We start from the raw sequence: 23577 nt of genomic DNA, 5'->3' as shown, positions 1-23577 counted from the left end.
TTTAGCAGTTTAAAAAAATTACGAAGCAAAGCTTTTGAAAATAACAAAGTTCAAATAACAAAGAACAGATAAAGATGATTTCCCTCGTACCTCAGGAAATCTATAATTTTAATATTTTCTGACGTTAGAAAGAAAATTATCCTTATTTGATATTTGATATTTGAACTTTGAACTTTATTCTTTAAAAAAATTTTATGTATAAGTTAATTTATGAAAGAAGGGCCCTATATCATACTAATCTATCTTAAAACATTTTTTACAAAAGTTAAAAAATGATTTTGCTGTTGGAGTAAGGGATCTTTTAGAACTTATAATAAGATATATTGATCTAGTTAGTGGAATATTTTTTATAGTACTTTCCTTTACAAGTCCTAGGGATACATAATTTTTAAGTACTTCTTTTGAAACTACAGCTATACCAAATCCTTTTCTTACAAATTGTATAAGAGTACTTATATTATTTACTTCTAAACTTGAAGTTATGTGAGAAATGCTATATCCATTTTTTGTTAAGGCATCTTCAAAGGTCTTTCTTGTAGCAGAACCTTTTTCTCTTAATATAAAATTGTATTTAAAAAGGGAAGGCATGTCTATAATATCAGGAAAGTTAAAGGAAGGATGAGATATAATCACTAGCTCATCTTTAGTTAATTCATAACTTTCAATTTTTTCATCGTCTATAGGTTCTCCTATTAATCCAATTTCAAAATTAAATTTTATTATGTTATCAATTATTTTTGAAGAGTTTAATTCTAATACATCGAAGGTTACACTAGGATGTATATTATGAAATTTTTCTATTAAGGAAGGAACTAAGGTGTTACAAGGAGTAGTACTAGAAGCTAATTTTAAATTACCAGTTATAGTTTCATTGAAATTAGTTAATGTATATATGGCGTTATCACGGATTTCTAAAAGTTCTAATGCAAAGTTTAGAAAAGATTCTCCTGCAGGAGTAAGATGTACCTCTTTAGGAGTCCTGTCAAATAAGTATACTTTTAATTCTTTTTCTAAAATAGAAATGTGAGAACTAATGGCAGGCTGGGATAAAAAACTGAAATTTGCAGCCTTTGAAAAGCTTTTAAATTTGGCTACATTTATAAAAGCTTCTATCTGTTTAAAATCCATTAAAGATTCCCCCTCAAAATGGTAACTTTAGTTTTTTAACATATCCTGTATTAATTATATATTTATTTAATTAATTAGTCTAATATATTAAAAATTACTAGCTTCTCCATTTAAGTATAATTATGCCTAGAACCATCATAATTAATCCTATTATTTTATTTGTTGTAAAACTTATTTTCTGGGAATCAAACAGTCCCCAAAAATCAATTAAGGCTGCAGTAGCAAGTTGAGCAACTAAAATTATTGCAATAGAATGAGTTGGTCCTAGAAATTTAATGCCCTGTATTACAGTTACTGTTATGATTATACCTAAAATCCCACCTAAAAGATATAACTTTTTACAGCAGCCTATGTTTTGCAAGGTGTTTTTTTTGCTGAAAAAAGCTAACATAAGAGCTATTACAAATCCAGTACCTTGAACTATTGTAGTTGTGATCCACAGCCCTAATTTATCGCTCAATCTAGTATTAAATACACCCTGAATGCTCATGCTTACTCCTGCTACTATTGAATAAAGTATACCAAACAATTTATATCGCCTCCCACAGTAGTTTAACCATAGGAGATCTATATTATTAAAACTTTATTTGTAAAAAAATATTCTCAAGGCTATGCACTTGAGAATATTAGAAATTAAAATTATTTACATAAGAACAGAATGTTTAGAGTAGTAAGCATTTTCTATAGTTTTAGTAGAAAAACCTAGGCTGTATCCTAAACTCAAAAAATCTTCGAATAAAGTTATGTAATGATCCTTAGATGAACAGACGATAAAGTCGTTTATATCAATATATAAATTTAAAAATTGAGATGTAATATCTCCATCGTTGGTTTTTATGTTTATTTTAATATCAGTAAATTCTTTTTCAAGTCCTAGAGTTAATATAAAATTTAAAGAATTTATATACTCCTTTAAAATTAAATCATTGTTTGCAGTTACATCATTACTCCAAAAATTAAAACACTGGGTTTCATTAGCCAGTTCAGCCATCTTTACTTGAAGTGCAAGAGTTTCCTTTGAAATTAAAGAATCTTTTTTTATAGAAGTGTTATTTCTAATTCTGCTATTTAAATTTTCTTGTAATTCAAATAATTTTACTATATTCATGCATAGGCCGCCTTTCTCTATATATAATTATTATAAAATTTTTTTACAATGACTTTTCCTACATATTATATTTTAGCGAAATTTAATAAATATTGAAACAATGTGCAACCGGTTACAATGAAAAAAATTATAAAAATTTATAAATTTTTATAATTTTTCGTATAAAGTAATTTTGATGTCAAAAATAAAAGGTTTACAAAGCAATTCTAGTATGTAAGGTTATTTTAAACACAAAAATAAGACCTCCTTAATTTTATGCAAATTTTAGAAGTCTTATTCTTATTCTTATTTAATAAAATTACTTTTTAGTTATAGCAGTTTTTACCGTTATTCCATCTAGTTTACCTAACTTGCCGGTCATGGAACTTATTTCATCTGAAGTACCGTCTACTATTACTGATATAACTGAAACGTTTCTTTCTCTGTATGGAATACCTAATCTTCCTACTATGATATTTGAAAAAGAGTGAAGTATAGTATTTACTTTTGGAGAGTTTTCAAGATCGTTTACTACTATACCAACTACACCTATTCTTTTTTCCATACAATATTACCCCCCTTAAGGCATTTGAAAGAAAATAACAAGTTAAAAATAGTCTAGCATACTGACTAGTTGTTTCTTTCAAAATGCCTAACAATTAGTGCGTTAAAATTCAGCAGAACCAGTTGTTCTAGGAAATGGAATTACATCTCGTATATTAGACATACCAGTTATATACATTAGTATTCTTTCAAACCCAAGGCCAAAACCAGAATGTTTAGTTTCTCCATATTTTCTAAGTTCTAAGTACCACCAATAATCTTTTTTATTAAGTCCAAGCTCTTCTATTCTTTTTTCAAGAACTTTATATCGTTCTTCTCTTTGGCTTCCTCCAATTATTTCTCCTACTCCTGGTACCAAAAGATCTGCAGCTGCAACTGTTTTACCATCTTCATTTTCTCTCATATAAAATGCTTTTATGGCTTTTGGATAATCAGTAACAAATATAGGCTTTTTAAATACCTTTTCAGTTAGATATCTTTCATGTTCTGTTTGAAGGTCAATACCCCACTCTACTGGATATTCAAATGATGCCCCACTTTTCTTTAATATATCTACAGCCTCAGTGTAAGTTATTCTACCAAATTCTGAATTAGCTACATTATCTAATCTACTAAATAAAGTTTTATCTATGAAAGAATTGAAAAAGGCCATTTCTTCTGGTGCGTTTTCAAGCACGTAATTTATTACATACTTTACTAGTTCCTCTGCTACATCCATATAATCTTTTAATTCAGCAAAGGCCATTTCAGGTTCTATCATCCAAAATTCAGCAGCGTGTCTAGCTGTATTTGAATCCTCTGCTCTAAAAGTAGGACCAAAGGTATATACATTTCTAAAAGCAAGAGCCATAGTTTCTGCGGACAATTGACCACTTACAGTTAAATTTGTTTCTTTGCCAAAGAAGTCTTTTGAATAGTCTACGCTGCCATCTTCCTTTTTAGGAATGTTATTTAAATCCATAGAAGTTACTTTAAACATTTCTCCAGCACCTTCACAGTCACTTCCAGTTATTAAAGGTGTGTTTGCATATACAAATCCTCTTTCTTGGAAGAACTTATGAACTGCATAGGCGGCTATAGAACGAACTCTAAATACTGCAGAAAAAGTATTGCTTCTTGATCTCAAGTGAGCGATGGTTCTAAGATATTCTAAAGTATGTCTTTTCTTTTGAAGAGGGTAGTCTGAAGATGAATTACCTTCTAATGTTATTTCCTTGGCCTGTATTTCAAAAGGCTGTTTTGCGTTAGGTGTAAGAACCAAGGTGCCCTCTATAGACAATGATGAACTGATAGCTAATTTTGTTAGTTCTTTAAAGTTAGGCAATTTTTCATCAAAGACTATTTGAATGTTTTTGAAAAATGATCCATCATTTAATTCTATAAAGCCGAATGATTTAGAATCTCTTAGGGTTCTAATCCAGCCTGAAATTTTAATATCTTTGTTTACAAATTTTTCAGTTTCTCTATAAAGAGATCTTATCAATGTGGTTTCCATAAATTTTCCTCCATAGGTACATTGTATTTTAAATTTTCATAACTGCTTTAAAATATTGGATTAACTGAATACACAGCTTTTAAGATTAGCATGAACTTTATAAATAGGTTCTTGGTATCAGAGGGAGTTTTAACTCGATCTGATGCTTAGGAATCGTTATTTAGTCACATTCTATTATATTATACAATAATATAATAGGTATGCAAACGAAAAGTTTACATTAAACATATGTACAGTGGTGTTTTTAGTTACCTCGTACTTCAAATTCATCTATAAAAGTATAATAATTAGGTTTAGTAACAGAAGTCAGTTTTACGTATCTTGCATTTATAGGCCTGGACAAAGTTAAATATAGTGGATATTTGGAACCATATCTATCTGAAAAAGGTACAGAAGGAATCCTAAAAAGTCCTACAGGTGTAAAATTTACACCATCTTCAGATACGGCAATAGAAGCTCTATCAGGAAGTTCAGCCCAAGAAATTGTGTCTTTAAAATAACTTACCATGAATTGTTCCACTTGTTTTGAGCTTCCTAGGTCTATAGTTATATCTATGGGTTTAGTGTACCAACCTACCAAAGCTTTGTCTTTTACTGAATTTACAGAAGCAAACTTTCCGTCAGTAAGTTTTTTAAGCATTGCATCATTGTAATTTTCGTGGGGCATAGGAAGCAAGGTATAAGTACAATTCCTTGAAAGCAAGTTCGGAAGCTTTTTTATAGAATCCACTGCAACTACTGCAGGCTTTGAAGGTTTTGATACATTGCCTGAAAAACCTAGAGATCTTACCTCATAAGTACAATGTTTTGTATCTTCCCGTAGTAAAGGTATATCTGTAATGGATTTAGTAAAAGATTGAGGATTACCCCCATATTTCCTTTGGGTCATAATACGAGAAATTAGGGTACCGTTTCTGTAAATTTCATAGCCGCAAATATTATTAGAGTTTTTAGGGCTTGACCAAGTTATTTTAAACTTATTTTTCTCTATAGTTGATACAGTTAAATTTTGGGGAATATCTAATTTTTTTATAGGAAGTTTTCCTTTTTTTACATAATAAGAATATGCTTCATTAAAGCCACTGTCTATATTATTTGGACTATAATAATGGCTGTAAGAAAAACATATTATATTATCCACGCAGGGCTGTTCCAAAGTGAGTTGTTTTAAAAATCTGTCTAAAGGTGCACTGGAGTTATTGGCATAATCAAAGTTTTCAGCGTTGGCCCAAAATAACATGCCAGGTTTGCTGTCTACAGCCTTTCTAAGGGCAGTATACCATGAATTAACTTCTTCTAGTTTTAGTCTGCCACTTCCTACGCAATCTTGAGGACAAAATACATCTCCTTTTCTAAAGTTTGTTTTTGAAAATACATATTTCCAGTCTGCTTCATATTCTTTGGCAGTACCTGCAGATGAATTCATGAAAGGAGATAATAAAATAGGAAGACGCTCGTTTCTTTCACTAAGAGTTTTAAGGTGGACATTTATAGCATTTATTAGATAGTCATACTTATTGAATTTATTAAATTTGGCATTGTCTACTTCATAGGGAAAGTACCATCCATAAAAAGCATTAGGATATTTACGGTGATAGTTCCTATATAAATCATCAGCTATAAGACTACTTCTTTCCATTTGAGAATTTAACCAGGCGGAGTTTTCAGGAGATATTTGCCACCACTCATCGTTATAGTTGGTATCCATAAAAACTTTCATGTTTAATTTTTGGGCATTTTTTAAACATAAATCCACAGGATCAACATTAGGATATAATTTTGGGTAGTTTGTGTTTGAATTTTTATATGAAATCTTAGTAATGTTGCCATTAGTTTGGGAAACACCAGAGAGCACCAAATAATTCATTTTGTTTTGTTTTAGATATGTTAGCTCCTTCTTCCAATCACTATCGGACCAATTTTGAGTTAGATCTAACTGAATAAATGATCCGGTGACTATGGGGTAATTTTTATTAGACTTGAGTGGGCTATTAAAATAAATAAACGTAAAAAGAGCAATTGCTAAAATTGAAACTATTAGTATAGCTTTTTTATTTTTCATATTTATAAAATCCCTCCTTTATGAAAACTTAAGGTTTATTTAATAATAATACATATAATATAATAATAAAAATGGAGCAAACTTTAAAAAGCTTACTCCAAATTAAACATGAAAATCATATGCTTATTTTTTGCCACAGCATTGTTTATACTTTTTACCGCTGCCGCATGGACAAGGATCATTTCTACCAACCTTAGTTTTATTTACTATGGTTTTAGAAGAAACCCATTGTTTATGTATTTCTCTTCTTTTTTGATTTGAAAATATAGACTCCCACTGAGGAAGATCATACAGATAATCAGCTTTGGCATCTAACATGTTAAAGTACAATTTTTCAAAATTAATTTTTATAGCAATCTTTGAATCTACATTTAAGTCTTCAAGAACTAAAGGTTTTTCAAGACTGTCATTTATTCCATCTAAAAATCCCATAAAAAATACTTCTGAAGTTTCAAATTTTTTTGCTAAATCCTTTATAGCTCCATCTATAGTGCCCTCATGTTCAGATAAAATTTTTGTATAAATATTTTTTTCAATTGAGCCATATTCTTTCCAAAAGGCAGCTTCACCTTTTGACTTTACAAAATTTACAACCATATTTGTCCAATCTTCATACAAACTCATACTTTATCCTGCTGCATACATTTTTTACAGCAGTACCTCCCTTCAAACTACAGATAAATATATAGGTGTTCTAATTTAAGGACTAATTTGTATTAATACAATGCTAGCCTTTGCCTAAAACAACCACATTTATCTTCTATTTTAAATATTTTGTCTAAGTTAAAAATCTCTTTAATAAAAAACCTATACTGAGGTATTATAATAAAAATTATTATATTTTGCAATTCCTTTTTAAGGTCTTGATTTTAAGGCGTAAGAGGCCTCTTTGTTGCAATAAGTACACTTATGACCTGTTATATTCACCAAATAGGGAAAAGTTTCATTATCCACCAAAAAGTCATCAAAAGCTATGTCAACATGATGATCACAGCAGTATGTAGTTTCTCTTTCCATTCTAATATCACTCCTGACAGTTTTCACAAGACAAAATTAACGGTATAAAACCCTCCCATACTTTTAAAAGCTTATATAATTGCTGGGCTGATCACGTCTTGCCATGGATATACTTACATCAGTATTTAATTTAATACCGCATTCTCTTAAACTATTTGTTACAGTTTCATAGGCCAATTCAGGATAATTATTTATTTTACTTAAATGTCCTAAAATAATTCTTTTGAATTTTCCATTTAAAATGTCTGGGATGACCATTCCACAGTCATCATTAGATAAGTGACCTACTTTACTTAGAATTCTCCTTTTTAAATCATAGGGATAAGGTCCAAACTTTAACATTTCTACATCGTGGTTACTTTCTAAAAGAATTAAATCTGAATCTTTTAATATATCTTTGATGTGATCTGACATAAAACCTAAGTCTGTTGCTACACATGCTTTCTTGTTTTTGCAGTTAACTGCATATCCATAAGGATCTGCAGCATCATGGGATATACCATAACTTACTATGTCCATGTCTTTTATGTTTATATAATTGTCATAAATTATTTTAATATTATGCTCTTTTATCTTGCCTATAGATTTTAACATGGCTTTCCAGGTAAGGGTGTTTGCATATATAGGTATATCATATTTCCTAGATAACACACCTACACCTTTAATATGGTCACTGTGTTCATGGGTAACTAGTATGGCGTCTATGTCATTTGGCTTATGTCCAATTTTTAAAAGAGCATTTTCTATACTTTTACCAGAAAGTCCTGCATCTATCAGAATTTTAGCATTATCAGATGCTATAAATATGGAATTTCCACTGCTGCCGCTGTATAAAGGACAAAAAATCATAATAAATCTCCCTATTAACAATATTTGTATTACTCAGAATAAGATACTCTCTTTATATCGGCACCTAGAGCTCTAAATTTATCTTCTATGTTGGGGTATCCTCTATCAATGTGCTTAATACTTAAAACTTCAGTAGTGCCCTCGGCAATAAGGCCAGCTATAACCATTGCAGCACCAGCTCTTAAGTCTGTTGCTTTTACAATAGCTCCACTGAGCTTACTTACGCCATCTATAATAGCGGTTCTACCTTCTACTTTAATATTGGCACCCATTTTTTTGAGCTCATCTACATGCTTAAATCTACTTTCCCATATACTTTCATTTATAATGCTTCTTCCTTCTGCTACGGTTAAAAGAGTACTTAAAGGTTGTTGTACATCTGTAGGAAATCCAGGGTAAGGTTGGGTTTTTATATTTACACCCTTTAATTTTCCACTTGATTTTACAGTAACAGAATCACCATCTTCTATTACCTCAGCTCCCATTTCTATAAGCTTTGCTGATATAGATTCCAGGTGTTTAGGTATAACATTTTGTACAACTACTTCTCCACCGCAAGCTGCTGCTGCAATCATATATGTACCAGCTTCTATTTGATCTGGTATAACACTATAGGAGCAACCTTTTAGTTCTTTAACCCCTACTATTCTTATTATATCAGTGCCTGCACCTTTTATATTTGCACCCATGCTATTTAAGAAATTTGCTACATCTACTACGTGGGGTTCTTTTGCTACATTTTCTAAGGTAGTTACACCTTCTGCAAGGGAAGCAGCTAACATTACGTTTATAGTGGCTCCTACGCTTACTACGTCAAAAAATATACTTGTTCCAATCAATTTTTTAGCTTCTACTAATACACAACCGTGTTTAATTTTAACTTGGGCGCCTAAAGCTTCAAATCCTTTTATATGCTGATCTATAGGTCTAACCCCTATAGGGCATCCTCCTGGCAGTTCAACCCTAGCTTTTTTAAATCTGCCCAGCAGTGCGCCTATGAGATAATAAGAAGCTCTCATTTTTCGTACATCATCAGTGTTTGCATCTATACTATTTATAGTAGTACTATCAATTACTACTGAATTTTTACCTGTTTTTATTTCGCAGCCTAAACTTTCAAGAATTCTTTCTATGCAGTGGACGTCTTCTATATTAGGTATATTATCAATTGAGCATAGTCCTTTACTGGCCATTATTGATGCCGGTAATATTGCCACAGCAGCATTTTTTGCACCGTTAATTTCTATAAAACCGGAAAGAGGCCTTCCACCATTAATTACCAATTTATCCATTCACGTATCCATCCTTATCACAAATTTATATTTATATAAAGTTTAGAAAATCTCAAATTTAATTCATATTACACAAAATTTATTATATCATAATTTTGTGTTATTTTAACATAAAATTTGAAAATATGAATGATACTCTTAAATTATAATATAAGTGAGATCAATTATTCTTAAAATTAGAGCCCAGCTTTAATGACAAAGCTGGGCTCTAATTTTAAGTTTTTATTGTTTAAGATAGATACTGTGGAGAATAATTATTCTTGTTTCATAAAACTACCACAGTCAGTACATTGTACGTCTTTAGCCATAGATTCATGCTTTGTAACTTGTATTTTGTCGAGAGTGCAATAGTTTGTATTCTTTGCATGAAATCTGCATTCATTTACTATACATCCAATACTATTATTTTCAGTATTATTCATAATACACCTGCTTTTAAAAGATAAATATATTTTAAAGCAGGATTTCACCTCTTTCTTTTTGTAAATTTTATAACATTAGTATTTTTACACTTAGACATATTTTATATACCTATAATTACTGGTAATTTTTAATGCTATAAGAATGATAATTATGTGATATAATGTTAGTTACATACTATACATTTTTGTAAAATTAATTTGGGGGATTGAGAAAATAATGAAATATTATTTAGTAGCTTTGTTTGATAAGGATTCTTATTCTTATATTGAGCATATACAAAGGAATATATGTAGAAAGTATAGACTGTATAAAAATATACCACCTTTACATATAACTCTTGGAGCTGTGGAAAATCCAGATATAGAGAAATTTACTAAGATTGTTTCTGATATATTAAAACCTTATAAGAAGTTTAAAGTAAAAGTGAATGAAGCTATTTGTTTTAATCAATCTTATAAGTCTGTTAATTTAAAGGTAGAAAATAAAGGATATGTAATAAGACTGGCAAGACAGATAAATGAAACTTTAAAGCTTTATAAGTTTGATGTTAAAGAAAATGGAAATGATTGGGGTTTACATACTGTACTTGCAAATACAAATTACTCCATTAAGGAATTGACATCCAAAGAGTATGTTTCAGCTTGTAATAATGGGAAAAAAGATGAAACTTATAAAATGGCTCGAATAGATAGAATAGCACTTTGGAAACCTATAAATAATAGAAAGGAAACACTTATAAAAAATTTTCCTTTAAGGGATTTTTAATATAATTTGATTAAAAAGGTAGTAGACTTTAAGTTTACTACCTTCTTTATCTGATGGCTACCTACTGTAACACTCTCACTTCTATCAAAGTGGGAGATAACAGTAGCTACGCCCCTAGATAATTCATCTAAACTTAGTGAGAGAAATAAAACTCTAAAGAGAAAGCGACTATCATCAAATCAAAGATTTGGTCATAGTCACTTTTCCCACTAAGTAAGATTCATTGATATTTAGATATCTAATAAATTTTTCTTATAACTTGAGTATAAATCTTTGAGTTCAGCAATTTTATTTTCAGCTTCTACTTGAAGTTTAGATACTTCTTCGTAATCTCCAGCTTCTGATGCAAGTTTTATTCTAGTAAATAAGCTTTTATTAGAATATGAATCTTTCATTAAGTAATATCTTAAGTCATTTATTTTTTGCCAATTAGCTACATCTAGATCTAAAGCTTTATCTATGGAATGTAACATCTTACAATTTCTTATTTCATTGGAGTAATCATTTAATATTCTATGATTTAGTTCTATTAGCCATCTAGTTGTAGCTCCTAATCTAAAGCTGTTTATTAATTTCTCATCTAATACACCTTCTGCAGTTAGGACAGCTTTTTTCTCTGGGTATTTATCGAGAGCGCTGAGATTTTCATATACAGTTGCAGGGGCTGTACCAAATAATCTTACCCTTTCTTCATCAGTAAAGGATTCAAATACATTTTCCTCACTTCTATATGCTCTTCCTTTTTCTAAATAATCTGCATCATCTTCAGCTTTCTTGGAAAGTTCCTTTAATAAGTCATCTTCTGTTTTTTCATTTGTAACTGCATATTTTATTCCGTCCATCATAGCTAAATATAATGTAGTTACAGCTAAATAGGTGTTTGTGTGAGGATTTGGAGCTCTTAATTCAAATCTTGTAGCTAAAGGATTTGCAGAATCTCTTATAACCCCTATAAGTACAGTTCTGTTTCTTGAAGGAATCTCTGCAGAGTGACCTAGAGAAGTTACTATACATATAGGTGCTTCAAATCCAGGTTTTAATCTTCTGAGGGAATCAGTAGTGTTAGAAACAAAAGGATTTATAACTTCGTAGTTTTTAAGTATTCCCATTACAGAAGCATATCCAAAAATACTTAAGAAGTGTTCTTTAGTAGAAGAAAATAGATTTATAACTTTACCATTTTTAAGCTGTAATGCTATTCCTATATGGGTATGTTCTCCACTGCCAGCTACTCCTTCAATAGGCTTAGCAAGGAAAGTAACATCTAATCCATTGCTTCTAAAAGTTTCTTCAACTATATTTTTTACAAGTAATTCATTATCTGCTGCTTGAACAGCAGTACAGTATTTCCAGTCTATTTCTAATTGTTCCATTACATGATTGAAGTTTCCTGATTTATCTACTTTAGCCTTTACACCGCCTACTTCTTTATGTCCCATTTCAGGCTTTAAACCGTATAAGTTCATATTTAACAGAGTTTTCTCTAAGGCTGTTTTTACTATACCTTTTGTTCTAGTCCAATACTGTTCTTGAAGTTCCTGAGATGTGAATAATTCTTCAGTGTGTGCTTTATCGTTAGGTGTCATTACCCAAAATTCTAGTTCTGTAGCACAAGTAGCAATTACATCATCTATATCCTCATATTTTATTCCGAAAGATGATATGGTACTAGGGTATTTTTTAAATAAGTCTAAGAGATTTGATTTGAAATGTTCTACACAATTTTTTAGAGCGTATCTAGAATCTACTGCTTTGTTTTCATGATATAGGAAACAAGGAATTCTCAGTGTTCCAACAGGCTTATTTGTTTCAAGGTCAACATTTTCGTCATTGTATTCTACATACCAATTTACATCAAGATCAGGCAACATATCTACTTTTGCATTGTTTAGAGTTGCTATTCCTGGAAGAACTACAGATGAACCATCAGTTTGAATTGCTCCATTTAAAAAGCCATTTATATCTTTCAAAAAGACCTCAATAGGGATTTTCTCATCAGTGTTGTTACCAGAAAGATCTATACCTATAAGGGACACAAATTTTATTTCTGAATGTGCAGTTAGCATTTTCTTTAAATTTTCCTCTGAGTGCGTTTCTTTAGGCACTACATACACTAGATCTTTTAACATAATTCCATTCCTCCTATAAATAATTAGAAGAGTATCTCATTTTTAATACTCTAATATTTTTACACCTAATAAATTGCTACTTTCGTTATTTTAATAACTCAATTTTATATATCTATGATTTTATAATTAATATTGATATATGTCAATAGAATTTTGAAGGAATTTATAATTGTAATTGCAATATTAATAAGAAAGCAAGAAATTTATAACATACTTATGTTGTAGATTTAAACGATTAATTATACTCATAATTTAGTTTTTTAGATTTTTTTTGTATAGTTTAAATGTATAATATATAATGAACATAGAAAGTTTTTTGATTAGAATAATGAGGTGATAGAGTGGATTTAGAAGATAGACCTATTGGTTTTTTTGATTCTGGAATAGGTGGAATAAGTGTTTTAAAAGAAGCAGTTAAAATCTTATCAAATGAAGATTTTGTGTATTTTGGAGATTCTAAAATGGCTCCTTATGGGGTAAAAACTGCAGAAGAGGTAAAAAGACTTACTTTTAATGCAGTAGAGCTTCTATTAACAAAGAACATAAAGGCGTTGGTTGTGGCTTGTAATACTGCAACTAGTGCAGCAATAATAGATTTGAGAAAAAAATATAGCAAATCTATGCCTATTATAGGCATAGAACCAGCTTTAAAACCTGCAGTAGAATTTAATAGAAAAGGTAAAATAGTAATAATGGCAACTACTATGACCCTTTCAGAAAGAAAGTTTAGTAATCTTATGAAAAAGTATGAAAGTAGATCATCGATACAACCACTGCCATGTCCTGGTTTAGTAGAACTTATTGAACAGGGTAAGACAGAAGGAGAGGAAGTAGAAGGCTATTTAAAAGAAAAGCTAAATTCACTAAAAGATGAAGGAATTGCAGCAGTGGTATTAGGATGTACTCATTACCCGTTTGTAAAGAAAAGCATACGTAAAATTTTAAATGAGGACATCCCTATAATAGATGGAAGCAAGGGTACTGTAGAGCAACTTAAAAGACAGCTTGTTAAATATCATATAAAAAATAATAAGAATAAAGCAGGAAAAGTGACAATATTTAATTCTATGGACAGTGAATTTATAATACAATTGAGTTATAAACTTTTAAAAGAGGGAAGTATATAGAAAGTTTAAAGTTCAAATATCAAAGTTCAAATAATAATTCAAAATTAGAAAGATACTATTCAAAATCTATTAAATTAGGAGGAGAAAATGAATAGAGTAGGACAAAAAATAAAATTAGCAAGAACTGAAATGGGTATTAGTCAAAAACAGTTAGCTAAAAAACTGGGAGTTTCAGAGAAATTTATAAATGAAGCGGAATCTGGAAAGAGAATAGTAAATCAAAATATAATTGATAAACTTTCCAAAATATTAGGTAAAAGTATAAATGATATAACCATGTCTTTTGAAGAGGAAGTATATAAAGAAGATAGAACTCCAAAATCTTCTCCAATAACTAAGAAGGAAAAAGTGCAGGACGTTTGGAGTGAAGCTTTTGGATCTGTTTTAAAAAAGGTACCTATTTATAAATATGATATGAGAACAGTAGTAGGATTTAGACAGCTTCCGTTGATTGATAATAAAATAGAAGGATATGCTCAGGATAAAGTGATGTATGTGCAAGTAGAAAGTGATGATATGGAAGGATTTAGAATACAAAGGGGAGATTTAGTTTTTGTACATAGTACAGGAGAAATTTATAATAATTCCATATATCTAGTAGAGTATAGCGGAAAAAGGGAATTGAGACAGATAAAGAAATTGGATAGTAATAAGGTGCTTCTTATTAGCAGCAGAAGTGGTATAAGAACAGAAACTATTGAGATTAAAAGTTTAAAGATAATTGCTAAATTGGATAGACTTGAAATAAAACTTTAACTTGGAATTAAAGATGAATATTTAGGATGCAGCTAGGTAAATACAAAATATAATGAAATTGGCTAGGATAGGAACAGAGATTCTATTCTGGCCAATTTCTAATTTAAATTCCTTCTAAGTTGAAGTCAGGTACAAAACTTTTAGAAGAACTTGTACTCTCTTGAATAAATGCATTTTTTATCCCTAGAGATAGACAATAATTTATAAATGAATCATAGTGCTTTGGGCTTAAAGGCCTATTTATTTCAGGAAACTTATAAGAATTATACATAGGTGTATACTGATTCATTATGCTTATGTAAACTGAATCTCCAAAGGTATTGTATATATAATCTATTATTTTCTTTGAGTCAAATAATAAACCGGGCAGCATGAGGTGCCGTATTATAACGCCTTTTGTTACCATGCCGTTTTTATCAAATTTTATAGCGCCTACTTGGTTAAACATTTCTTCTATGGCTTTTGAAGCATAGCTAAAGTAGCCGGGGGCATGGGAATACTTAACTGCATATTTGTTGTTAAAATATTTTAAATCAGGAAGATACACATCTATATATCCTTTTAGGTCTTTTAAAGTAGCTGCATTTATATAGCTATTAGTATTGAATAATACTGGTAGATGAAGCCCCTTTGATTTAGCTGTATCCAGGGCTTCAATTATTTGTGGAATGTAATGGGTTGGAGTAACTAAATTTATGTTGTGGGCATTTCTATCCTGTTGTTCTAGAAAAATTTCACTAAGTCTTTTTATGGATACTTCTTTTCCTATGTTTTCAGCACTTATAGTGTGATTCTGACAAAAAACACATCTTAGATTACAATTAGAAAAAAATACAGTTCCTGAACCATTAATACCAGAAATGCAGGGCTCTTCCCACTTGTGTAAGGATACTTTGGCTATTTTTACATTTTTGCCAGCATTACAAAAGCCAGTTGAGCCTTTTAATCTGTTTGCTTTGCAGGATCTAGGACATAAGATGCAATTTTCCAAATAGTTTTGCATAAAAGCACTTCCTTTAAAGTCTAGATAATTAAAAATCAATATGAGTATAGCTTTTTAATTATAACATAAAGGAGAAATTCATTTATTATAATTTCTAAGATAAAAAACAATACATTGTACTATAAATATAAGACTTACTAAACCAAAAGCAGGATATAAAAATGAAATTAGTTTTACAAAACCAATTTGGGATACAGGAATTGTAATTAATATTATTATAATTACTGAGCTTTTATAGGGTATATTAAATACTTCTTCAAAATTCTTTCCTACACTATATATATTAGATACCTCTGTAGAAAACATCTCCAACCAAATTATAGCAAGCAGTACTATTTCTAATATTTTTCCAAAACGATTAGCTATGTATAGGAGAGGAATTTCATATTTGAATATATAGGGTATATTCAAAATTAGCATGAAGTTTATTATAAAAACCAGTATTGTAAGGATTAGGGAGCCTATAATAGAACCTGCAATAAGACTTTTCTTTTTGTTTATGGAAAGACTTAAAGGTACTAAAACGCCGCTGCAAGATAACATATTAAAGCCGGAGTATATTAATGAAGAGAAAAGCCAGCTTCTTTTACAGCAATTTATGTTTTTTAAGCTAGATACATTTAAGTTTTTATAAAAAGCTAAATACAATATAAACAAGGTTACTATTACTAGTATAAGTGAAGGAACTATGACTGAATTTATTTCAAGCAGACCTTTAGTATCTCTAAATAGTATAATTATAGCTATAAATATCATAAATATTATACCTATCCACCGTGATACCCTAAAGTATTGATGAATTAGGGCACCACTTCCAGCAAGTATTATAGCTGATCCACCAATTAAGAAAAAAGTAGTTAAGGAGTTGGTAACTATACCCAAAAACCCAGGGCTTACTAGGGATATGAGGCCGTCATAAGAGTTTAACTTATATTTTTTACTTATGTTAATTATTATAATTGACATTATTATGTATACAATACAGCAGATCAATATACCTATGAAGCTTTTGTAACCATATTGGGTAAAAAATTGGCTTATCTCTTGTCCTGATGCTAAGCCAGCACCAACTATTGTACCTATAAATACAGCGGCTACTTGGAAAATCAAAATAATCTCTTTACTCAAAAATATACCTCCAGTAATATAATTTTTAATTTTACTTATGTCCACTTTTCCGAAAAGGCAGCCATCGGATAAACAGAGTCCTTGGCATCAGATGGAGTTTTGACTCCAACTGATGTTTAGAAATCGTTATCCAGGGACGTAGCTGCTTTTTACTCCAACTTGAAGAAGTAGGAGTATTAGAGCAGGTAGTCATCGGATAAATATGTCCTATATATAAATATATAAATAACATATAAAAATAATGAATTATAAATTAAAATTTTATTTACGGGAAAAATAAAGTTTAAGTGAATTAGTTAAGACATTTGAAAGAAAATAGGCTGGCATGATAACTAGTTATTTCTTTCAAAATTACTTAACTTAATAGAAGGAGGTGAATTTCTACTGCAGAGTAAAAACTGAGAGTAGGAAATATATGAGAAAAAGAAGTATAATTTGTACCTTAGTACTTATAATTTTTTCTTGTAGTTTAATATGCGGATGCAATTTAAATAAAAAAGAAGATACTAAAGAGTCAAATGAAAGTTTTGATATGAAAGCAGCAGGCAATACGGTAGATACTTATATGAAATATCTCATGAAAAGTGATGTTGAGAATATTAAAAAATTATATTCCAAAGAACTCTTAAAAAGTCCCATAAAGAGTGAAAATCAAAATCTAAAAATTGTTGGATATAGTTTAAGTGACAGCAGTGAAATTGGAAAGTCGGGTCAATTTAAGGTAAAGGTGGCAAGAGTAGATTTAAGCAAACCTTTTGCAGTGTTAGATGAATATTCTATAAAAGTAGTAAAGGAAGGTAATGACTATAAGATTGATAAGACTAGTGATGTTGTCGATAGGGAAGCATTTATTGAAAAAGATAAAATAAAAATGAGAAATAAAAATGATGTAAAGACAAATGTAGTAATAGATATAACAAATGTACCTAATTATGTATTCCCAAAAGATGATAAGGTAAATATAGATAAGGCTGCTGTACCAAAAAACAACTTTGGCATAATTGATTTTTCCTATACAGGAGATAACATGGCAATGGTTACTTATAACAAAGATTCATATATAGGTGTAATAAAAATAGATGAAAGCATGTCAGCACAATCCCAAGATTCTGACGGACAACAGGGTGATGGCGGTGATAGTAAGGATGGAGGAGAAGGCGGTAAAAAGGGTGAAGTCGAGAAAACAGTAGGTAAAAATATAACTACTTTAGATCTTCTAAAGGGTTCTAAAGTAGAATTTGTAACATTTTCTCAAGATGAGAAGTTTGTCATGGCACAATATACAAATGCAAATATAGGGCATTGTATAAGACTCTATAAGGCAAATTCAGGAGATATAGTGGATTACAAGTTTGAAGAAAAATTTCCTCTTGATAAAGTGGATGTAGTTTTTTCCTCTTTTGATGAAGATATATTAAACTTTGATGTTACACCAAAAAATAATAGTAGTGAATCGCTTTCTAAACTAACTGGTAAGTGGAAGTTAAGCTTAAAGAATTTTAAAGCAGTGAAAATGTAATATTGTGATATAATGACAATGTATTATTTATTGGGAGATTGAGAGGATGAAGGGTTAGAATGCTGTGGGGAGACAAAACATACTATAGTTTGAATTATTATTTGAGGAGAAAATTTGGATGTAAAGTATTTAAGATATCTTTGGATGGTGGATTTTCTTGTCCTAATAGAGACGGTACTATAAGTACAGGCGGATGTATATTTTGCAGTGAAAAAGGATCTGGGGATTTTGCAGGAAATAGGAATGTATCTATATCAAATCAGTTTCAGGGTATAAAGCAAATGATGAATAAGAAGTGGAAAGATGGAAAGTATATAGCCTATTTTCAAGCATATACAAATACTTATGCTCCTGTAGAAATACTAAAGCAGAAGTATGAGGAAGCTATAAATCAAGAAGGTGTAGTTGGTCTTGCAATAGCTACTAGACCTGATTGCCTTGGAGATGATGTGTTGGAATTACTTGAGAAATTTAATAATAAAATTTATACTTGGGTAGAGCTTGGCCTGCAAAGTTCCGATGATTTTACAGCAGAAAAGATAAACAGGGGATATAAATTAGAAACTTTTGAAAGATCCGTAAAAAATTTAAGAAAAATAGGAATTGAAGTGGTAGTTCATTTAATAATGGGACTGCCCTATGAAAATAAAGACATTATGATGAATACAGTAAAATATGTATCAACTCAGGATATACAGGGAGTAAAGTTCCATTTGCTTCACTTAATGGAACATACTCCTCTTGTAAAATTGTATAACGAAGGACAGTTGAAGCTTATGAGTCAAGAAGACTATGTAGATGTAATATGCTCAGCACTGTCAAATACCAGGCCGGATATTGTAATTCACAGGTTAACTGGAGATGCCCCTAGAAATTTACTTATAGGACCTAAATGGAGCCTTAAAAAGTGGGAAGTTCTAAATGACATAGACAAAACTATGAAGGATAGGAACATCTATCAGGGAATATATTGCGAGGATAATAAGAAGTAATTAATTATTCAACTTTCACAGTTTAAAATATTGCGAAGTAAAGTTTTTGAAAATAACAAAGTTCAAATAACAAAGAACAGATAAAGATGATTTCCCTCGTACCTTAGGAAATCTATAATTTTAATATTTTCTGACGTTAGGAAGAAAAATATCCTTATTTGATATTTAAACTTTGCACTTTGCTCTTTAAAAAAATTGCTTCATAAGTTTTTTATATTAAGTCAAAATTTTATATATGTAAAAGTTGAGATATAAATAATACATGATTACTTTTAGAGGAGGAAATTGAAAATTGAAGATAGATGTAATAATATCAGCAGATGATATAAAAGATGAGAAAATTGTGGACAAGTCTGTGGTGATAGTGGACATGCTTAGGGCAACATCAGTAATTACTACGGCTATGGACAATGGATGTAAGGCAGTGATACCTGTTCTAACTGTAGAAGAAGCTCTAGAAATAGCAGGGAGAGATAGGAAAAAATATATACTTGGAGGGGAGAGAAATGCCTTAAAAATACCAGAGTTTGATTGTTCAAATTCTCCACTTGAGTATACTAGAGAAGTTGTAAAAGATAAAATTCTTATAATGACTACAACTAATGGAACTAGAGCAATAAAAAGAAGTGCTGCAGCAAAAAATATGCTAATAGGAGCCCTTATAAATGGAGCTAAGGTGGCAGATAAGCTAGTAAGCTTAAGAAATGATGTAACGATAGTTAATTCTGGAACAAGCGGACAATTTTCTATGGACGATTTTATATGCAGCGGATATATAATAAAGCGTATATTGGAAAAGACAGAGGTGGAACTTACAGATATATCCAAAACAGCATTATACGTTTATGAAAAGAATCCAGATATTGTAGGATTTATACAAAATGCATCTCACTACAAAAGGATACAACAGCTAGATTTGTATGATGATTTAAAATACTGCTGCAAGAAAGATATAATAAAAGGTGTTCCCGAATATTTAGATGGAGTTATCAAGTTATTATAGAAATGTTAAAAAGCCCTAGTTTTAAGTAATAAAGGGCTTTATTCAATTATCCTTATATAATTAGATTTTATCCATCCTTTAGAATTCAACCTGTTGTCTCCAGGTAAAAAAACTTCATACCAAAGTTGACTTTGAATTTGGGCACTATCTTGAATTTTTAAAGAAGTATTTTCTTTTAAAGTATTAACTATACTGGAGTTTGAAATAGGTGAAAGATGAAGAGTTCCACTTATAGTAACTACTGCATTTAAAAATTGAGGAGTGACGTATTTAATGTCTATTTTCTTGGGAGTTTGTTTTGATAATTTTGATTTCAAATCATCATTTTCATACTTTAAAGAAAGTATTTGTCTTCTCTGGACTGAGACCTTATCGTTAAATTTGTATAGAATAACAGCATTTCCTGCTATAATTAGAAGGAATAAAAAAGCTAGCATTTTAAATCTCCTCATTTAAGTACTTTTATATTAGTATATTCAATAAGGTGCTTAAAAATGAAAATTATATTGCTTCCATTAATTCATTATAATTAGATATATGCATGTCCGAATAGTTTATTATTTCATTCCACTGGTACTCAGAATATAGGTCATGTACACCTATTACAGTCATACCTGCTGATTTTGCACCTTTAACGGCACACAGCACATCTTCAAAAACTACACAATCCTTTGAATTTAAATTTAACTTTTGGGCAGCACAAATATATATATCAGGGAAAGCCTTACTTTTTGAAACTTCATCGCCTGTAATTATTGAGTCAAATAAGTCATATATTTTATTCTTTTTGAGACATACGTTTGTTATTTTTCTATAATTGCTTGTAGCTAAAGCTATTTTAATACCTTTTTTCTTTAATAAAAGCAAAAACTCTTTAGCTCCTGGTTTAAGTGAGATATTATGAGAATATTCATAAATGGCCATATCATACCATTCTTTTTGAATTTCTTCTATACTATCAGAAATATTAAATTTGTTTTTAAAATACTCAGCAGTTTCATAAAAGTTCATATGTTCTATATCACTTTTTAAGTTTGGAGGAACCCTTAGTTTTTTCCTTGCTAAATAGTTTTCATCAATGTTTTCCCACATCCACATAGAGTCAATAAGAGTGCCGTCCATATCAAAAATAGCACCTTTAATATTTTTAAGCATTTATACATCACCTCATTTTAAGTATAACATCAAAATATGGCAATATAAAAATAAGATCATAGGGGGTTTCTGGGTTAAACGCCTAAAATAGGCAGGTGGCTTAACAGTCGAGTAGGTATTTTGAGTAATTTTATTGACATATTTAAGTATAACATTTATAAAGTATGTAGTGTTTATTGGAAGGGGAGTTAATTATATGAAAGATAAAGCAGCGTTTGGAAAGTTTATAATAAAAAAACGTAAAGAAAATAATCTCACACAAAAAGAACTAGCAGAAAAGCTTTATGTCTCAGAATCAGCGGTATCAAAATGGGAAAGAGGTATTTCATATCCTGATATATCTCTTATATTAAGTATATGTGATGCCTTGAAGATCAGTGAACATGAGCTTATTACAGCTAGCGAGGATTTACATCAGCATGAAATTGAAAGACAGGCTATGAAGTTAAAAAGAGCAATAAAAACTTATAAAGTGGTATTTTATATTATATATGGGGTTACCTTGCTAGTATGTTCTATCTGTAATTTGGCAACTAGCCATACTTTATCCTGGTTTTTCATTGTACTCACGGCTATAGCAGTGGCTTTTTCACTTACATCCTTGCCTTTGATGTTTGAAAAAAACAGAAGACTTATAACACTTATTGGCTTCTTTATATCTCTAAATGCCCTGCTTTTGGTATGCTGCATTTATACGAGAGGAAATTGGTTTTTGGCGTCTTTTACATCGTTATTGTTTTCTTTTGCAGTTGTGTTTTTGCCATATGTTTTAAGAAGTATTGAATTACCGCAGGCGTTATGTTCACATAAGGCGCTGATATGTTTTTTTGCAGACACACTTCTATTATTTGTGATGCTTTGGATGTGTTCTTTATATCAAAATTATATGAATCAGTTTTTTACAGTTGTATGTCCAGTTACGCTGGTTGCATTATTGTTACCTTGGATGTTCTTAGTTACTATTCGATACATAAAAATAGATGTACTTTTTAGAGCAGCTATTTGTTTTGCAATTAGCGGAGTGTATATATTTCTAATCAATAGTGTACTAGCTACTATTATTGCTCATAAGCCATTTGCACTGCAGAAATACAATTTTAATGTATGGACAGGTAAATATGTAAACGGAAATATTATTCTTATCACCACAATGATACTTTTAATTATGGCAGTTGTATTATCAATTGCAGGAATTGCACTATTAATAAAAAGAAAGGAAAAGGAACTATGATTAAAAGAGAAACATTTGAAATGGGAAAAATCACAAGTAGAAGATTGATGATTTTTGGAGGTATTACAATAGCTTCACTTTGCTTCATAAGTATATTATATTGGAATATTAGAAATAAAAATCTTCTAACTTTATTAATGATATCACCTATAGTTAGTGTAGTATTAACAAGGATTGTTACAAAAGAAGGAAAAGCTGAACTATATTTAAACCCCAATTTTAAAGGTAATGTTAAATGGTATATTGCAGCCTATTTTTTAACACCTGTTATAGCGTATATAGGAGCTTTATTATATTTTATAATTTTTAGTTATGATTTTAATCCATTAGGCTCTTTATGTGCATTAGAATATAAAGCATCATCACTGGCTGGATATTACAAACTTCTTTTTAAAATGATTCCAGTAGCAGTGGCAATAAACCCTATAATGTGTCTTGCTCAATGCTTTGGTGAAGAATTTGCCTGGCGAGGTTACTTACTTCCTAAGTTATGTAAAGTTTTTTCACCCTGGAAAGCGACCTTATTAACAGGAGTTATTTGGGGAATGTGGCATAGTCCTATTATTGTAACAGGATATAATTACGGAATAGAACATCCGGTATTTGGAGTTATAGCAATGATTATTTTTACGACTGTTATAGGTATAATAGCAGCATATTTGTTTTTTAAAACAAATATGCTGCTGTATTTCATGCGTCAATGAATTCAATAGATTTATTTCCTCCATCAAGTTTATTTATGAGTAAGGAAGAAAATCCGTTTATTGGTCCTAATATAACAGGCGTTATTGGCGACATTGGTTTTGTAGTATTAGCTATAATTTGTTTTACTAGGATATATAAAAATAAACT

24 protein-coding genes are annotated in these 23577 nt (G+C 30.2%); 8 read left to right on the top strand and 16 right to left on the bottom strand.

Features of this window, described 5'->3' with window-relative positions; genetic code table 11:
• Positions 1-234: 234 nt before the first annotated feature.
• The 11 genes from CLJU_RS20720 to CLJU_RS21955 all read right to left on the bottom strand — a co-directional run bounded on the left by CLJU_RS20720 (position 235) and on the right by CLJU_RS21955 (position 9916).
• On the bottom strand, positions 235-1128 hold the full coding sequence (locus tag CLJU_RS20720) for a selenium metabolism-associated LysR family transcriptional regulator (RefSeq protein ID WP_013240778.1): 894 nt from the start codon (positions 1126-1128) through the stop codon (positions 235-237).
• A gap of 97 nt (positions 1129-1225) precedes the next feature.
• Positions 1226-1657 carry a DMT family transporter gene (locus tag CLJU_RS20715; protein ID WP_013240777.1) on the bottom strand — a complete coding sequence of 144 codons (432 nt, stop codon included), beginning with the start codon at positions 1655-1657 and terminating at the stop codon, positions 1226-1228.
• Positions 1658-1771: 114 nt separating this feature from the next.
• On the bottom strand, positions 1772-2236 hold the full coding sequence (locus tag CLJU_RS20710; protein WP_013240776.1) for a dUTP diphosphatase: 465 nt from the start codon (positions 2234-2236) through the stop codon (positions 1772-1774).
• Between the two features lie 298 nt (positions 2237-2534).
• Positions 2535-2780 carry a TM1266 family iron-only hydrogenase system putative regulator gene (locus tag CLJU_RS20705; RefSeq protein WP_013240775.1) on the bottom strand — a complete coding sequence of 82 codons (246 nt, stop codon included), beginning with the start codon at positions 2778-2780 and terminating at the stop codon, positions 2535-2537.
• A gap of 102 nt (positions 2781-2882) precedes the next feature.
• Positions 2883-4274 (bottom strand): asparagine--tRNA ligase, encoded by a 1392-nt coding sequence (gene asnS / locus CLJU_RS20700; RefSeq protein WP_013240774.1) that lies wholly within the window; start codon positions 4272-4274, stop codon positions 2883-2885.
• A gap of 244 nt (positions 4275-4518) precedes the next feature.
• Positions 4519-6336, bottom strand: a complete 1818-nt coding sequence (locus CLJU_RS20695; protein WP_013240773.1) for a DUF4434 domain-containing protein — start codon at positions 6334-6336, stop codon at positions 4519-4521.
• A 123-nt stretch (positions 6337-6459) separates the two neighbouring features.
• The gene (locus tag CLJU_RS20690) at positions 6460-6960 is read right to left on the bottom strand and encodes an SEC-C metal-binding domain-containing protein (protein WP_013240772.1); all 501 of its coding nucleotides are present in this window, start codon (positions 6958-6960) and stop codon (positions 6460-6462) included.
• A gap of 231 nt (positions 6961-7191) precedes the next feature.
• Positions 7192-7353, bottom strand: coding sequence for a CxxH/CxxC protein (locus CLJU_RS21960; RefSeq protein ID WP_013240771.1), 162 nt, complete (start codon positions 7351-7353; stop codon positions 7192-7194).
• A gap of 63 nt (positions 7354-7416) precedes the next feature.
• Positions 7417-8202 (bottom strand): MBL fold metallo-hydrolase, encoded by a 786-nt coding sequence (locus CLJU_RS20685; protein ID WP_013240770.1) that lies wholly within the window; start codon positions 8200-8202, stop codon positions 7417-7419.
• 29 nt (positions 8203-8231) lie between these two features.
• Positions 8232-9494, bottom strand: coding sequence for a UDP-N-acetylglucosamine 1-carboxyvinyltransferase (locus tag CLJU_RS20680; protein ID WP_013240769.1), 1263 nt, complete (start codon positions 9492-9494; stop codon positions 8232-8234).
• 254 nt (positions 9495-9748) lie between these two features.
• Positions 9749-9916: a DUF1540 domain-containing protein gene (locus CLJU_RS21955; protein ID WP_013240768.1), complete on the bottom strand. Its 168-nt coding sequence runs from the start codon at positions 9914-9916 to the stop codon at positions 9749-9751.
• A gap of 217 nt (positions 9917-10133) precedes the next feature.
• On the opposite strand from CLJU_RS21955, the gene CLJU_RS20675 reads away from it, so the two are divergent.
• Entirely contained in the window at positions 10134-10682 is a 549-nt protein-coding gene (locus CLJU_RS20675; protein WP_013240767.1) for a 2'-5' RNA ligase family protein, read from the top strand.
• 230 nt (positions 10683-10912) lie between these two features.
• On the opposite strand, the gene CLJU_RS20670 is transcribed toward CLJU_RS20675, so the two are convergent.
• Complete coding sequence (locus CLJU_RS20670; RefSeq protein WP_013240766.1) at positions 10913-12811, bottom strand: type I glutamate--ammonia ligase; 1899 nt, start codon at positions 12809-12811, stop codon at positions 10913-10915.
• A 341-nt stretch (positions 12812-13152) separates the two neighbouring features.
• Between CLJU_RS20670 and murI the strand changes: the two genes are divergently transcribed.
• A complete protein-coding gene (murI, locus tag CLJU_RS20665; protein WP_013240765.1) occupies positions 13153-13938 on the top strand; it encodes a glutamate racemase in 786 nt (261 codons plus the stop codon).
• A gap of 87 nt (positions 13939-14025) precedes the next feature.
• The gene (locus CLJU_RS20660) at positions 14026-14694 is read left to right on the top strand and encodes a helix-turn-helix domain-containing protein (protein ID WP_013240764.1); all 669 of its coding nucleotides are present in this window, start codon (positions 14026-14028) and stop codon (positions 14692-14694) included.
• A gap of 103 nt (positions 14695-14797) precedes the next feature.
• Here the strand turns inward: CLJU_RS20660 and CLJU_RS20655 are convergent, their stop codons facing one another.
• Positions 14798-15697, bottom strand: coding sequence for a radical SAM protein (locus CLJU_RS20655; protein WP_013240763.1), 900 nt, complete (start codon positions 15695-15697; stop codon positions 14798-14800).
• 78 nt (positions 15698-15775) lie between these two features.
• Positions 15776-16825: a YkvI family membrane protein gene (locus CLJU_RS20650; protein WP_013240762.1), complete on the bottom strand. Its 1050-nt coding sequence runs from the start codon at positions 16823-16825 to the stop codon at positions 15776-15778.
• 415 nt (positions 16826-17240) lie between these two features.
• Here CLJU_RS20650 and CLJU_RS20645 point away from each other — a divergent pair, with 415 nt between their 5' ends.
• From CLJU_RS20645 to CLJU_RS20635, 3 genes are all read left to right on the top strand, one after another.
• Complete coding sequence (locus tag CLJU_RS20645) at positions 17241-18344, top strand: hypothetical protein (RefSeq protein ID WP_013240761.1); 1104 nt, start codon at positions 17241-17243, stop codon at positions 18342-18344.
• 59 nt (positions 18345-18403) lie between these two features.
• The gene (gene mnmL / locus CLJU_RS20640) at positions 18404-19336 is read left to right on the top strand and encodes a tRNA modification radical SAM protein MnmL/YtqA (RefSeq protein WP_013240760.1); all 933 of its coding nucleotides are present in this window, start codon (positions 18404-18406) and stop codon (positions 19334-19336) included.
• Between the two features lie 292 nt (positions 19337-19628).
• Positions 19629-20339 carry a 2-phosphosulfolactate phosphatase family protein gene (locus tag CLJU_RS20635; RefSeq protein ID WP_013240759.1) on the top strand — a complete coding sequence of 237 codons (711 nt, stop codon included), beginning with the start codon at positions 19629-19631 and terminating at the stop codon, positions 20337-20339.
• Positions 20340-20377: 38 nt separating this feature from the next.
• On the opposite strand, the gene CLJU_RS20630 is transcribed toward CLJU_RS20635, so the two are convergent.
• On the bottom strand, positions 20378-20776 hold the full coding sequence (locus tag CLJU_RS20630; RefSeq protein WP_013240758.1) for a hypothetical protein: 399 nt from the start codon (positions 20774-20776) through the stop codon (positions 20378-20380).
• Positions 20777-20840: 64 nt separating this feature from the next.
• A complete protein-coding gene (locus tag CLJU_RS20625; protein WP_013240757.1) occupies positions 20841-21494 on the bottom strand; it encodes an HAD family hydrolase in 654 nt (217 codons plus the stop codon).
• Between the two features lie 196 nt (positions 21495-21690).
• Between CLJU_RS20625 and CLJU_RS20620 the strand changes: the two genes are divergently transcribed.
• Together CLJU_RS20620 and CLJU_RS20615 are read left to right on the top strand one after the other, a co-directional pair.
• The gene (locus tag CLJU_RS20620; protein ID WP_013240756.1) at positions 21691-22725 is read left to right on the top strand and encodes a helix-turn-helix domain-containing protein; all 1035 of its coding nucleotides are present in this window, start codon (positions 21691-21693) and stop codon (positions 22723-22725) included.
• Positions 22722-23429, top strand: a complete 708-nt coding sequence (locus tag CLJU_RS20615) for a CPBP family intramembrane glutamic endopeptidase (protein WP_013240755.1) — start codon at positions 22722-22724, stop codon at positions 23427-23429. Before CLJU_RS20620 ends, CLJU_RS20615 begins: the two co-directional genes overlap by 4 nt.
• Positions 23430-23577 lie beyond the last annotated feature (148 nt).

Origin of the sequence: Clostridium ljungdahlii DSM 13528 (genome assembly GCF_000143685.1) — a bacterium.
GTDB lineage: Bacteria > Bacillota > Clostridia > Clostridiales > Clostridiaceae > Clostridium_B > Clostridium_B ljungdahlii.
This window is presented reverse-complemented; position numbering and strand designations above follow the sequence as displayed.

Excerpts from the sequence above, each read along its gene's own strand:
- CLJU_RS20660 (WP_013240764.1), top strand. The coding sequence starts at position 14,026 with ATGAATAGAGTAGGACAAAAAATAAAATTAGCAAGAACTGAAATGGGT.
- CLJU_RS20705 (WP_013240775.1), bottom strand. The coding sequence starts at position 2,780 with ATGGAAAAAAGAATAGGTGTAGTTGGTATAGTAGTAAACGATCTTGAA.
- CLJU_RS20710 (WP_013240776.1), bottom strand. The coding sequence starts at position 2,236 with ATGAATATAGTAAAATTATTTGAATTACAAGAAAATTTAAATAGCAGA.
- CLJU_RS20630 (WP_013240758.1), bottom strand. The coding sequence starts at position 20,776 with ATGCTAGCTTTTTTATTCCTTCTAATTATAGCAGGAAATGCTGTTATT.
- CLJU_RS20680 (WP_013240769.1), bottom strand. The coding sequence starts at position 9,494 with ATGGATAAATTGGTAATTAATGGTGGAAGGCCTCTTTCCGGTTTTATA.
- mnmL (WP_013240760.1), top strand. The coding sequence starts at position 18,404 with ATGCTGTGGGGAGACAAAACATACTATAGTTTGAATTATTATTTGAGG.
- CLJU_RS21960 (WP_013240771.1), bottom strand. The coding sequence starts at position 7,353 with ATGGAAAGAGAAACTACATACTGCTGTGATCATCATGTTGACATAGCT.
- CLJU_RS20625 (WP_013240757.1), bottom strand. The coding sequence starts at position 21,494 with ATGCTTAAAAATATTAAAGGTGCTATTTTTGATATGGACGGCACTCTT.
- CLJU_RS20695 (WP_013240773.1), bottom strand. The coding sequence starts at position 6,336 with ATGAAAAATAAAAAAGCTATACTAATAGTTTCAATTTTAGCAATTGCT.
- CLJU_RS20690 (WP_013240772.1), bottom strand. The coding sequence starts at position 6,960 with ATGAGTTTGTATGAAGATTGGACAAATATGGTTGTAAATTTTGTAAAG.
- CLJU_RS20645 (WP_013240761.1), top strand. The coding sequence starts at position 17,241 with ATGAGAAAAAGAAGTATAATTTGTACCTTAGTACTTATAATTTTTTCT.
- CLJU_RS20685 (WP_013240770.1), bottom strand. The coding sequence starts at position 8,202 with ATGATTTTTTGTCCTTTATACAGCGGCAGCAGTGGAAATTCCATATTT.
- CLJU_RS20620 (WP_013240756.1), top strand. The coding sequence starts at position 21,691 with ATGAAAGATAAAGCAGCGTTTGGAAAGTTTATAATAAAAAAACGTAAA.
- CLJU_RS20615 (WP_013240755.1), top strand. The coding sequence starts at position 22,722 with ATGATTAAAAGAGAAACATTTGAAATGGGAAAAATCACAAGTAGAAGA.
- CLJU_RS21955 (WP_013240768.1), bottom strand. The coding sequence starts at position 9,916 with ATGAATAATACTGAAAATAATAGTATTGGATGTATAGTAAATGAATGC.
- asnS (WP_013240774.1), bottom strand. The coding sequence starts at position 4,274 with ATGGAAACCACATTGATAAGATCTCTTTATAGAGAAACTGAAAAATTT.
- CLJU_RS20720 (WP_013240778.1), bottom strand. The coding sequence starts at position 1,128 with ATGGATTTTAAACAGATAGAAGCTTTTATAAATGTAGCCAAATTTAAA.
- CLJU_RS20670 (WP_013240766.1), bottom strand. The coding sequence starts at position 12,811 with ATGTTAAAAGATCTAGTGTATGTAGTGCCTAAAGAAACGCACTCAGAG.
- CLJU_RS20655 (WP_013240763.1), bottom strand. The coding sequence starts at position 15,697 with ATGCAAAACTATTTGGAAAATTGCATCTTATGTCCTAGATCCTGCAAA.
- CLJU_RS20675 (WP_013240767.1), top strand. The coding sequence starts at position 10,134 with ATGAAATATTATTTAGTAGCTTTGTTTGATAAGGATTCTTATTCTTAT.